Raw genomic sequence first — 11556 nt, 5'->3', positions numbered from 1 at the left:
CCCCCGGCGGCCACCCCGCCACCGCCGGCCGCGCCGCCGTCACCGGCGGCCTCCGGCGCGCCCAAGCCGGTGCCGGGCCCGCGCCCGGCCCCGCGCGCCGGCGGGCGCCCCCGGGTCGGCAACAACCCGTTCTCCTCGGCGCAGCCGGTCGATCGGCCGATGCCGCGACCGCAGGCGCCTCGCCCCGGTGCCCCGCGCCCGGGTGGCGCGTCCCCGAGCAACATGCCCCCGCGGCCCAGTGCGATGCCCCCGGGTCGCCCGCCGCGTCCCGGCGGCCCCCGTCCGGGCCCCGGCGGCCGTGGCCCCGGCGGTGGCGGCGGTCGTCCGCCCGGTGCCGGCGGCGGTGGCGGCGGCGGCTTCCGCGGCGGTCCACCGCCGGGCGGTGGTTTCCGCGGACGGGGCCGGCCCGGGCAGCGCGGCGGCACCGCGGGTGCCTTCGGTCGTCCCGGTGGCGCACCGCGGCGCGGTCGTAAATCGAAGCGGCAGAAACGCCAGGAATACGACTCGATGCAGGCCCCCAGCGTGGGCGGCGTGCGGTTGCCGCACGGCAACGGTGAGACGATCCGGCTGGCGCGGGGTGCGTCGCTGTCGGACTTCGCCGAGAAGATCGACGCCAACCCGGCTGCGCTGGTTCAGGCGCTGTTCAACCTCGGGGAGATGGTGACCGCCACCCAGTCGGTCGGCGACGACATCCTCGAGCTGCTGGGCGGCGAGATGAACTACAAGGTGCAGGTCGTCTCGCCGGAGGACGAAGACCGCGAGCTGCTCGAATCGTTCGATCTGTCCTACGGCGAGGACGAGGGCACCGAGGAGGATCTGCAGGTCCGCCCGCCGGTGGTGACCGTGATGGGTCACGTCGACCACGGGAAGACCCGACTGCTCGACAGCATCCGCAAAGCCAACGTCGGGGAGGCCGAGGCCGGCGGTATCACCCAGCACATCGGCGCCTACCAGGTGTCGGTGGACTTCGAGGGCTCCGAGCGGCTGATCACCTTCATCGACACCCCCGGTCACGAGGCGTTCACCGCCATGCGCGCCCGCGGTGCCAAAGCCACCGACATCGCGATCCTGGTGGTCGCCGCCGACGACGGTGTCATGCCGCAGACGGTGGAGGCGATCAACCACGCGCAGGCGGCGGACGTGCCGATCGTGGTGGCGGTCAACAAGATCGACAAGGAGGGCGCTGACCCTCAGAAGATCCGCGGCCAGCTCACCGAATACGGCTTGGTGCCCGAGGAGTTCGGCGGGGACACCATGTTCGTCGACATCTCCGCGAAGCAGGGCACCAACATCGAGGCGCTGGAGGAGGCGGTGCTGCTGACCGCCGACGCCGCGTTGGATCTGCGGGCCAACCCCGACATGGAGGCCCAGGGGGTGGCGATCGAGGCGCACCTGGACCGCGGTCGCGGTCCGGTGGCCACCGTGCTGGTGCAGCGCGGCACCCTGCGGGTCGGCGACTCGGTGGTCGCCGGCGACGCCTACGGCCGGGTGCGCCGCATGGTCGACGAGCACGGCGAGGACGTCGAGGAGGCCTCACCGTCGCGGCCGGTGCAGGTGCTCGGGTTCACCTCGGTGCCCGGCGCCGGTGACAACCTGCTGGTCGTCGACGAGGACCGCATCGCCCGCCAGATCGCCGACAAACGCAACGCGCGGAAACGCAACGCACTGGCGGCCCGCTCCCGCAAGCGGATCTCGCTGGAGGACCTGGATTCGGCGCTGAAGGAAACCAGCCAGCTGAACCTGATCCTCAAGGGCGACAACGCCGGTACCGTCGAGGCGCTCGAGGAGGCGCTGCTCGGGATCGAGATCGACGACGAGGTGTCGCTGCGGGTGATCGACCGCGGCGTCGGTGGCATCACCGAGACCAACGTCAACCTCGCGTCGGCGTCGGACGCGATCATCATCGGGTTCAACGTGCGCGCCGAAGGCAAGGCCACCGAGCTGGCCAACCGGGAAGGCGTGGACATCCGCTATTACTCGGTGATCTACCAGGCGATCGACGAGATCGAGAGCGCGCTCAAGGGCATGCTCAAACCGATCTTCGAGGAGAAGGAACTCGGTCGCGCCGAGATCCGGGCACTGTTCCGGTCGTCGAAGGTCGGCAACATCGCGGGGTGCCTGGTCACCTCCGGCATCATGCGGCGCAACGCCAAGGCGCGGTTGCTGCGCGACCACGTCGTGGTCGCCGACAACCTCACCGTGTCGTCGCTGCGCCGGGAGAAGGACGACGTCACCGAGGTGCGCGACGGCTACGAATGCGGTCTGACGCTGACCTACTCCGACATCAAGGAGGGCGACGTCATCGAGACCTACGAGCTGGTTGAGAAGGAACGGGTCTAGCGATGGCGGACCCGGCCCGGGCACGCCGGCTGGCCAAACGGATCGCGACGATCGTGGCGTCCACGATCGAGCAGCAGATCAAGGATCCCCGGCTGGTCGGGGTGACGATCACCGACGCCAAGGTCACCGCCGACCTGCACGACGCCACCGTGTACTACACGGTGCTCGGGCGCACCCTCGACGACGACCCCGACTATGTCGGGGTGGCCGCCGCGCTGGAGAGCGCCACGGGGCTGCTGCGTACAACGGTGGGCGCCCAGACCGGGGTGCGGTTCACCCCGACGCTGGCGTTCGTCCGTGACACCGTGCCCGAATCGGCGCACCGGATGGAGGAACTGCTGGCCGCGGCCCGCGCCGCCGATGCGGACCTGGCCCGGGTGCGCCGGGGGGCGACCCCCGCCGGTGACGCCGACCCGTATCGGCCCGCGCCCGGCGCCGAGGCCGATCCGGAGTTCGACGCCGAACCCGGCGCCGAGCCCGGTGATCGCGACACGCCGCCGGCCGGCGACCGATTCGACGGTCGCGGGTGAGCGCAGCGACCCGTCGTGATGTCGACGCGGCCGGCGCCGCGGAACTGGTGGCCGCCGCCGAGACCGTTGCGGTCGCCTGCCACGTGCAACCCGACGCCGACACCATCGGTGCCGGGTTGGGGTTGGCGGCGGTGCTCGACCGGTGCGGCACGGCGGTGCAGGTGAGCTTCGCCGCCCCGGCGGAGCTGCCGCAGTCGCTGCGGTCGCTGCCCGGCGGGCGGCTGCTGGTGCCGGCCGACGCGGTGCGCCGCGACGTCGACCTGGTGGTCACCGTCGACATCCCCAGCGTCAACCGGCTCGGCGCACTCGGCGACCTCGTCGAGGCGGGGTGCGAGGTGCTGGTCATCGACCATCATCGCTCCAACCAGAGGTTCGGCAGCGCCAACTTCGTCGACCCCGACGCCGACTCGACGACCATGCTCGTCGCCGACCTGCTCGACGCGTGGGGCCAGCCCATCGACGCCGCCGTGGCGCACTGCCTCTACGCCGGTCTGGCCACCGACACCGGGTCGTTTCGCTGGGCCAGTGCGCGCGCCCACCGGCTGGCCGCGCGGCTGCTGGAGACCGGGGTCGACAACGCCGCGGTGAGCCGGGTGCTGATGGACACCCATCCGTTCGCGTGGCTGCCGATGCTGTCGCGGGTGCTGGCCTCGGCTCGCTGCAACCCTGACGCCGCCGGCGGGCGTGGCCTGGTCTACGTCGTCGTCGACCACACCGAGTGCGCGTCCGCGGGCGCCGAGGAGATCGAGAGCATCGTCGACATCGTGCGCACCACCGCCGAGGCGGAGGTGGCCGCGGTGTTCAAGGAGATCGGCCCGCAGCACTGGGCGGTGTCGCTGCGCGCGAAGTCGGCCGTCGACCTGGCGGCCGTCGCGGCCGGGTTCGGCGGCGGCGGCCACCGCCTGGCGGCCGGCTACACCGCGCACGGCCCGGCCGACACCGTGGTGGCGGCGCTCGGCGCGGCCCTGCACTGAACCGGCGGCGGTCATGACCGATGCCCCCCGCGCACCGGCCGCCCGCGAGATCGCGGCGCTGGCCGTGCCCGCACTCGGGGTGCTGGCCGCCGAGCCGCTGTACCTGCTGGTCGACACCGCGATCGTCGGACGGTTGGGGGCGCTGTCACTGGCCGGTCTCGCCCTCGGTGGACTGGTGCTGGCGGTGGTGGGTTCACAGGCCACCTTCTTGTCCTACGGCACCACCGCACGGGCCGCCCGCCGGTTCGGCGCCGGCGACCGGGCCGGTGCGGTCGCCGAAGGAGTGCAGGCCACCTGGCTGGCACTGCTGATCGGTGCGGGTGTGGTCGTGGTGGTGCAGCTGGTCGCCCCGGTGTTGGTGTCGGCGCTGGCCGGCCGGCCCGAGATCGCCGCGGCCGCGTTGGTGTGGCTGCGGATCGCGATCTTCGGGGTGCCGGCGATCCTGGTGTCGCTGGCCGGCAACGGCTGGCTGCGCGGTGTGCAGGACACCGTGCGGCCGCTGCGGTTCGTCGCCGCCGGGTTCTCGGTGTCGGCGCTGGCCTGCCCGGTGCTGGTCTACGGGCTGTTCGGGATGCCGCGGCTGGATCTGGCCGGCTCGGCGGTGGCCAACCTGGTCGGTCAGTGGCTGGCCGCGGCGATGTTCCTCGCCGCGCTGGTCGCCGAGCGGGCCGCGCTGCGTCCGGACGCGGCGGCGCTGCGTGCACAGCTGATCCTCGGTCGGGATCTGGTGGTGCGCAGCCTGGCGTTTCAGGCGTGCTTCGTCTCCGCGGCGGCGGTGGCCGCCCGGTTCGGCGCGGCGGCCCTCGCCGCCCACCAGGTGGTGCTGCAGCTCTGGACGTTTCTGGCGTTGGTGCTCGACTCGTTGGCGATCGCCGCGCAAGCGCTGGTGGGCGCGGCGCTCGGCGCCGGCGATCGCCGCCACGCGCAGACGGTGGCGGTGCGGGTCACCGCGTACTCCGGGGTGGCCGCCGGCGGGTTGGCACTGCTGCTCGCGGCGGGGGCGCCGATCCTGCCGAGGCTGTTCACCGACGACCCGGCGGTGCTGGCCGCGATCGTGGTGCCGTGGTGGTTTTTGGTGGCGCAACTTCCGGTCGCCGGACTGGTGTTCGGTCTCGACGGGGTGCTGTTGGGCGCCGGTGACGCGGCGTTCATGCGCACCGCCACCGTCGTCAGCGCGCTGAGCGGGTTCCTTCCCGCGGTCTGGATGTCGCTGGCGTTCGACTGGGGCCTGGCCGGGATCTGGTCGGGGCTGACCCTGTTCATGGTGCTGCGACTGGTCTGTGTCGGCTGGCGTGGGCTGTCGGGGCGCTGGGCGGTGACCGGGGTGCGCTGGGTGTGACGGCCGGGCTCAGCTGCCCGCGGCCTCGACCAGGAATCCGCCGAAGGTCCAGGCAGCGGCGAAAACAGCCCACCCGAAGATCGGTCCGACCACCATGGCGCAGTCCTTGGCGGCCGCCCAGCCGGCACCCACCACCGCGACGAGCACCGCTGCGGCGAAACCACCCCAGTACGTGAGGTGCGCGGCGCCGATCAGGGCATCGTTGCAGGAGGTAGTGCAGGAGTCTTCGATCATGGTGGCACCGAGCGAGCTGAGCAAACTCGCCGCGATGAGCGTCACCGTCAGCACCGATGTCGCTACGACATCCCACGTGGCGGGGGACTGCGCGCTGGCGGAGGAACGTTGTCGAGGTTCGGTCATGATGTGTAGCGTGCCGCCCCCGGGCGCGCGGCGCCTGAGTGACGCTACTCAGATCGCGTCAGATTGCGTCGCTCAGATCGCGTCCCGGGGACTCAGCCGGGGAGTCCGGCGTTGAGCATCACCGCGCCGGCGAGGTAGGTGCACAGGAACAGCACCCAACCGGCCGCCGGCCACAGCACGGCGGCACCATCGGGTTGCTCACACCGGCCCGCTCAACGCACCTGTCGGCGCCCGCGCTCGAGCACCGCGTCCCGGTTGGCGGCCACGTCGGTGCCGCTGGTCCCGGCGAGCCAGCGCCGCGCCGAGGCGGCCTCGATCCACAGGCCCGCCCCGGTCTGGGCCTCGTCGATGCGGTGATAGGACGCCAGCAGCGCGCGCACCGCCGCCTGGTTGTTGCCGACGATCGACGCGGCGATCGCGCGGGCCGTCGGCAGCAACTCCGCGTGCGGCACCACCTCGGTGACCAGCCCGGCACGCAGCGCCTCGGCGGCCGACAGGTAATCGCCGGTCATGCTCATCCGGCGGGCCAGTCCCACCCCGACCTTCTGGGGCAGGCGCACACTGAGCCCCCACGTCGGCAGGATCCCCACCCGGGCATGGGTGTCGGCGAACCGGGCCTGCTCGGAGGCGATGAGGATGTCGCAGTACAGCGCCAGCTCCAGCCCGCCGGTCACCGCCGCGCCGTTGATCGCGCCGATCACCGGTTTGCTCAACTCCGGCCAGCGCGGCGAGATGTCGGGCAGGGCGGCGCTCTCGCCCAGTTCCTTGAGATCCAGCCCGGCGCAGAACACCGGGTCGGCGCCGGTGAGGATGATCACGTCGACGTCGTCGTCGGTCTCCGCGTCGGCGAGGGCGCCGTAGAAACGGTCCCGAAGCGCGGCGGAGAGCGCGTTGCGCGCCGCCGGCCGGTTCAGGGTCACGGTGCGTACCCGGTCGGCGGTGTCGATCAGCAGGATGTCGTCAGGCGAGCTCATGGGTTCACCGTATCCAGTGGTCGGTGGCTCAGCGTTGCCGACCACCGGTTTCGCCGGGTCGGCCCACCGGAAGGCGCAGCTGGGAGGTGCCCAGTTGCACGGTGTGCACCGCGGGGCGCATCGCGGTGCCCGACACCGGCGGCTCGTCGGTGCCCAGGTTGCGGGCGAACCGCGGATGGGATCCCCCGGCGATCAACAACCGGATGCGTGAGCCCGCGGCGAACCGGTGCGCGACCGGGTCGAGTTCCAGCCGCAGCGGGCCGGGCTCGCGGCCCGGAGTCAACCGGCGGTAGCCGTCGGTGACGTTGACCGAGCGGCCGTCGGCGTGGACCTCGGAGACCCGGACGAACACGTCGGCGTGCGGGTTGTCGCTGGTGTGGACGAGTTCCACCATCGGGCTGCCGGTCACCGTCAGGTCGCGGTTGAGTACCGCACCGGTGCAGGAGAGCACGTCGTCGCGGGCGGCCAGCCGGCGATCGTCGTGATACCCGGCGTCGGGGGAGAGCAACCGCCCCCCGACGGTGGGGGTCGGGTTGGCCGGATCGAACCGAAACGACAACGGCGCCCTGCCGTCCGGCGGGGGTTCCTCGCTCAGCCGTCCGGTGTGCAGATAGAGCACCTGCTCGGTCTGGGCGGGCCGCCAGTCGTCGGTGTCCACCCAGCCGGCGCCGGTGACGAACACCCGCACCCGATGCGGGCGGGCGGCGCCCCCACGTCCGGCGAGGTGGGTGTCGAGCCAGGCCAGCGACTCCTGACACAGGATGCGCGCCCCGGTGGTGAGGATCTGGCTGTGGGTCCACGGACCGATCGTCAACGCGACGTCGACGCCGCGCTCGCGCAACCGTCGATACTGCGTGAGGGTCTGCGGCAAGAACAGATCCTGCCAGCCGCTGAACAACAACACCGGCACCTGCACCCGCTCCAACGCGGTACTGACCCGCAGCGGTGCCCAGAACGGGTCGTCGGGGTCCGGGTGGGTCAGCCACGACTCGTACCACGGGGCGCCGCGCCCGAGAATGGCCCGCCCGGCCGCCCCCAACGGCAGCCGGTCCGTGGCGCGTCGCACCCGGCGTCGGCCTCCCAGCAGCCGCAGCCGGCCCAGTTTCTCCTGGTGGGCCATCAGGTCGCTCCAGCCCAGGAAATCGTTGAGCGTGAACGCGCCGGTGCCCCACGAGGAGAGGCTGAAGTCGTGCGGCCCGACCGCGATCACCGCGGCGGTCAACTCCGGGGGCGGATCGGTCAGCAGCGCCCACTGGGTGAAGCCCAGATACGACAACCCGACGGTGGCGAATGTCCCGGTGAACCATGGTTGGCGGCGCAGCCAGGCGACGGTGTCGGCACCGTCGTCGACCTCGTGCGCCATCGGGGTGAACCGCCCCCCGGACCCGAAGGTGCCGCGCACGCTCTGCAGCAGCACATGGTAGCCGCGCGCGGCGTAGATGCGGGCGAACATGTGCTGGAACGGGAAACCCCGCCCGTAGGGGCAGCGGACCAGCAGGGTGCCCACCGGGTCCTGGCGCGGGGCGTAGTGGTCGGCGACCAACTCGACACCGTCACGCATCGGTACGGTCAGCCGCCGCACCAGGTAGCCACCGGTCGGTTTCGGTAGCCTCAGCAGCCAGCCCAAACCCCGGTCGCTGAGGCGCCGTGTTGCAGTTAACGCCACCTGAGACTTTCTACTAGAACTTGTAGTACGGGGAAAGCTCTTCGGCGCGTTGACGGTTGGTGGCCATGCAGTCCGGCTGCGGGTTGGCGTAGATCGGCGAGTAGAACACGGTCTGCTGGATCACCCCGTAGCTGGTTTGGAACGTCACCATGCAGGTCACCCACCACCGGTCGTTCCAGTCGGTGGGTTTCATCACCCAGTACTCCGCGGCCCGGTGACCGTTGATCGTGGTTTCGATCGCGTCGGCGGGCAGGGTCTGGTTGTAGGTGCGCCAGATGATCGCCTCGACCGCCATCTGATAGTTGCCGGCGTCATAGTGGCAGCGCATCGGCGTCTCCGGCTCCGGCGGGGTGAACGCCAACCCCAACCGCTCGATGACGTCGAACGGAATGTCCTCGCACGGCTCGAACGGCTTGGGATCGGTCAGCTTGGCGATCGGGCTTTTGATGGTGGTGGTCATCGGCGCGGCGGTCGAGCGCAACTGCACCGCCGCGCTGTCAAGCTCCGCCGACGGGGTGTGCTGCACGACCATCACCACCGCCAGCAGCAGCGCACCCAGCGCCGCACCCAGACGCACCTTGGCGATCATGACACCCCTTGTCCTCGACTTTTCCCGACGCCTCGTTGCCGGGAGTGTACAAGTCGGCCCGGGCACGCATCGGTAAAGCCGCCAACCCCGTCGACCGCGCCGGACGGGTCAGGTTCACCGTCGGCGGTGCCGAGCGACGGCGCACCGTTACGCTGGGGCACTGTGGCGATGCGGCAACACAGCGGAGAGGTGCAGCCCACCTTGTGGGCGATCTCCGACCTGCACACCGGCCACGTCGGCAACAAACCGGTCACCGAGTCGCTGTATCCGTCGTCGCCGGATGACTGGCTGATCGTCGCCGGCGATGTCGCCGAACGCACCGACGACATCCGCTGGTCACTGGATCTGCTGCGCAAACGGTTCGCCAAGGTGATCTGGGTGCCCGGCAACCACGAGCTGTGGACCACCGGCAAGGACCCGATGCAGGTCTTCGGCCGGTCCCGGTATGACTACCTGGTCAACATGTGCGACGAGATGGGCATCCTCACCCCCGAGCATCCCTATCCGGTCTGGACCGAGCGGGGCGGCCCCGCCACCATCGTGCCGATGTTCCTGCTGTACGACTACACCTTCCTGCCGGCCGGGGCGACGACCAAGGCCGAGGGGCTGGCGATCGCGCGGGAGGCGGGCGTGGTCGCCACCGACGAGTTCCTGCTGTCGTGCGAGCCCTACGCGACCCGCGACGCCTGGTGCCGCGACCGGGTGGCCGCCACCCGCAAACGCCTCGAACAGCTCGACTGGATGACCCCGACGGTGCTGGTGAACCATTTCCCGCTGGTCCGCGACCCCTGCGATGTGCTGTTCTACCCGGAGTTCGCGCTGTGGTGCGGCACCACCGTCACCGCCGACTGGCACACCCGCTACAACGCGGTCTGCAGCGTCTACGGCCACCTGCACATCCCGCGCACCACCTGGTACGACGAGGTGCGCTTCGAGGAGGTGTCGGTGGGCTACCCGCGGGAGTGGCGGCGGCGCAAACCCTACCGGTGGTTGCGCCAAGTGCTGCCCGACCCGCAGTACGCGCCGGGCTACCTCAACGACTTCGGTGGCCACTTCGTCATCACCGCCGAGATGAAGGCCGCCTCCGAGCAGTTCCGCGACCGCCTGCAGCGACGGCGGGCCCGATGACGACGTTGCTGGCGGCGGTGCTGCCCGCCGGACTCGACGACGCCACCCTGGCCGCCGCCGAACGCTACGACGACCCGCCGGAGCTGGCCGCGCTGCCCGAGGAGGAGCCGCTGATCGCCCGGTCGGTCGAGAAGCGGCGCCGCGAATTCATCACGGTGCGTGCCTGTGCCCGCACCGCGCTGGGCCGGCTCGGTGTGCCGCCGGTGCCGATCCTCAAGGGGGACAAAGGCCAGCCGCACTGGCCCGACGGCATCGTCGGCAGCCTCACCCACACCGCCGGCTACCGCGGCGCGGCCGTGGGGCGCGCCGCCGCGGTGCGCTCGGTGGGGATCGACGCCGAACCGCACGGTGTGCTGCCCGCCGGCGTGCTCGACGCGGTCAGCCTGCCCGCCGAACGCGACGAGCTGTCCGCGCTGCCCGCCGGGGTGCATTGGGACCGGGTGCTGTTCTGCGCCAAGGAAGCCACCTACAAGGCCTGGTTCCCGTTGACGCAGCGTTGGCTGGGGTTCGAAGACGCCCACATCACCTTCGAGACCGACCAGACCGGCAGCGCCGGCAGCTTCACCTCCGAGATCCTCATCGATCCGGCGGCGCTGGCCGGGCCGCCGCTGACCGCGCTGCGGGGACGCTGGGCGGTGGCGCAGGAGTTGGTGTTGACGGCGATCGTGCTGTGAGCCGCCGGTCGTCGCCGCCGGTCCCGCCCGGGCTGGTGATCGTGGACAAACCGGCCGGGATGACCAGCCATGACGTGGTCGGACGCTGTCGGCGGCTGTTTCACACCCGCAAGGTCGGCCACGCCGGCACCCTGGATCCGATGGCCACCGGGGTGCTGGTGATCGGTGTGGACCGCGCCACCAAGATCCTCGGGCTGCTCACCGGCGACACCAAGGGCTACCGCGCCACCATCCGGTTGGGTCAGACCACCAGCACCGAAGACGCCGAGGGTGAGGTGCTCTGCGTGACACCGGCCGGGAGGCTGGGGGAGGCCGCGATCGCCGTGGCGATGGCGTCGCTGCGCGGCGAGATCGCGCAGGTGCCCTCGGCGGTCAGCGCCATCAAGGTCGACGGCAAACGCGCCTACCAGCTCGCCCGGGAGGGCCGTGCGGTCGAACTGGCCGCCCGCCCGGTGCGCATCGAGCGGTTCGACCTGCTGGCGCTGCGTCGCGGCGCCGACACGATCGATCTGGATGTGGAGGTGGAGTGTTCGGCGGGCACCTATGTGCGCGCACTGGCCCGCGACCTGGGCGAGATGCTGGGGGTGGGGGCTCACCTGGTGGCGCTGCGGCGCACCCGATCCGGGCGGTTCGGGCTCGCCGAGGCCCGCACGCTCGACCAGCTGGCCGAGCAGCCCACGTTGAGCTACACCCTGGACGCGGCCTGCCTGCAGGCCTTTCCGCGCCGCGAGCTCTCCGACGCCGAAGCCGAGTCGGCCGGGCACGGCCGGGCACTGACCGCGGCGGGCATCGACGGTGTCCACGCGGCCACCACCGCCGACGGGCGGGTGATCGCCCTGCTGCGCGACGACGGCGCACGTACCCGGTCGGTGGTGGTGATCCGGCCCGCCACGCTGTGAGCCCGCATGTGCGGATAACCACCGAAAAAAGATACGTTCAGTACTGCATCTATCTATCGGTGGGTTAGGGTGAGGCGACCAGG

At 71.5% G+C, this 11556-nt stretch carries 11 protein-coding genes; 7 read left to right on the top strand and 4 right to left on the bottom strand.

Translation table 11 applies throughout. The features are described from left to right. The 4 genes from infB to B8W67_RS03335 form a co-directional block, all read left to right on the top strand. Positions 1–2340 (top strand): translation initiation factor IF-2 (gene infB / locus B8W67_RS03350; RefSeq protein WP_085302272.1); only part of this gene is annotated, 2340 nt, incomplete at its 5' end. 2 nt (positions 2341–2342) lie between these two features. Continuing rightward, positions 2343–2870 carry a 30S ribosome-binding factor RbfA gene (gene rbfA, locus B8W67_RS03345; protein ID WP_085302259.1) on the top strand — a complete coding sequence of 176 codons (528 nt, stop codon included), beginning with the start codon at positions 2343–2345 and terminating at the stop codon, positions 2868–2870. Next, positions 2867–3844 carry a DHH family phosphoesterase gene (locus B8W67_RS03340; protein WP_234806647.1) on the top strand — a complete coding sequence of 326 codons (978 nt, stop codon included), beginning with the start codon at positions 2867–2869 and terminating at the stop codon, positions 3842–3844. The genes rbfA and B8W67_RS03340 overlap by 4 nt, the downstream gene beginning before the upstream one ends. Before the next feature lie 13 nt (positions 3845–3857). After that, positions 3858–5183 (top strand): MATE family efflux transporter, encoded by a 1326-nt coding sequence (locus tag B8W67_RS03335; protein ID WP_085302255.1) that lies wholly within the window; start codon positions 3858–3860, stop codon positions 5181–5183. Between the two features lie 9 nt (positions 5184–5192). Here B8W67_RS03335 and B8W67_RS03330 read toward each other — a convergent pair whose 3' ends face one another. The 4 genes from B8W67_RS03330 to B8W67_RS03315 form a co-directional block, all read right to left on the bottom strand. Next, complete coding sequence (locus B8W67_RS03330; RefSeq protein ID WP_131814684.1) at positions 5193–5543, bottom strand: hypothetical protein; 351 nt, start codon at positions 5541–5543, stop codon at positions 5193–5195. 212 nt (positions 5544–5755) lie between these two features. Further along, entirely contained in the window at positions 5756–6517 is a 762-nt protein-coding gene (locus B8W67_RS03325) for an enoyl-CoA hydratase (RefSeq protein WP_085302253.1), read from the bottom strand. Positions 6518–6545: 28 nt separating this feature from the next. After that, positions 6546–8183 carry a CocE/NonD family hydrolase gene (locus B8W67_RS03320; protein ID WP_069392636.1) on the bottom strand — a complete coding sequence of 546 codons (1638 nt, stop codon included), beginning with the start codon at positions 8181–8183 and terminating at the stop codon, positions 6546–6548. Positions 8184–8196: 13 nt separating this feature from the next. After that, the gene (locus B8W67_RS03315; protein ID WP_069392635.1) at positions 8197–8772 is read right to left on the bottom strand and encodes a DUF3558 domain-containing protein; all 576 of its coding nucleotides are present in this window, start codon (positions 8770–8772) and stop codon (positions 8197–8199) included. A gap of 168 nt (positions 8773–8940) precedes the next feature. Here B8W67_RS03315 and B8W67_RS03310 point away from each other — a divergent pair, with 168 nt between their 5' ends. The 3 genes from B8W67_RS03310 to truB are packed head-to-tail and all read left to right on the top strand — an operon-like array spanning position 8941 to position 11473. Continuing rightward, positions 8941–9900 carry an ACP phosphodiesterase PptH gene (locus B8W67_RS03310; protein WP_069392658.1) on the top strand — a complete coding sequence of 320 codons (960 nt, stop codon included), beginning with the start codon at positions 8941–8943 and terminating at the stop codon, positions 9898–9900. Continuing rightward, complete coding sequence (gene pptT, locus B8W67_RS03305) at positions 9897–10574, top strand: 4'-phosphopantetheinyl transferase PptT (RefSeq protein ID WP_069392634.1); 678 nt, start codon at positions 9897–9899, stop codon at positions 10572–10574. The genes B8W67_RS03310 and pptT overlap by 4 nt, the downstream gene beginning before the upstream one ends. Continuing rightward, positions 10571–11473 (top strand): tRNA pseudouridine(55) synthase TruB, encoded by a 903-nt coding sequence (truB, locus tag B8W67_RS03300; RefSeq protein ID WP_069392633.1) that lies wholly within the window; start codon positions 10571–10573, stop codon positions 11471–11473. Before pptT ends, truB begins: the two co-directional genes overlap by 4 nt. The last annotated feature ends 83 nt before the right edge of the window (positions 11474–11556 follow it).

Source organism: Mycolicibacillus koreensis, assembly GCF_002104795.1.
Lineage (GTDB): Bacteria > Actinomycetota > Actinomycetes > Mycobacteriales > Mycobacteriaceae > Mycobacterium > Mycobacterium koreense.
This window is presented reverse-complemented; position numbering and strand designations above follow the sequence as displayed.

What these genes read in the sequence shown, in the direction of transcription:
- rbfA (WP_085302259.1), top strand. Translation starts at nt 2,343, where the DNA reads ATGGCGGACCCGGCCCGGGCACGCCGGCTGGCCAAACGGATCGCGACG.
- B8W67_RS03335 (WP_085302255.1), top strand. Translation starts at nt 3,858, where the DNA reads ATGACCGATGCCCCCCGCGCACCGGCCGCCCGCGAGATCGCGGCGCTG.
- B8W67_RS03330 (WP_131814684.1), bottom strand. Translation starts at nt 5,543, where the DNA reads ATGACCGAACCTCGACAACGTTCCTCCGCCAGCGCGCAGTCCCCCGCC.
- B8W67_RS03325 (WP_085302253.1), bottom strand. Translation starts at nt 6,517, where the DNA reads ATGAGCTCGCCTGACGACATCCTGCTGATCGACACCGCCGACCGGGTA.
- B8W67_RS03315 (WP_069392635.1), bottom strand. Translation starts at nt 8,772, where the DNA reads ATGATCGCCAAGGTGCGTCTGGGTGCGGCGCTGGGTGCGCTGCTGCTG.
- B8W67_RS03310 (WP_069392658.1), top strand. Translation starts at nt 8,941, where the DNA reads ATGCGGCAACACAGCGGAGAGGTGCAGCCCACCTTGTGGGCGATCTCC.
- pptT (WP_069392634.1), top strand. Translation starts at nt 9,897, where the DNA reads ATGACGACGTTGCTGGCGGCGGTGCTGCCCGCCGGACTCGACGACGCC.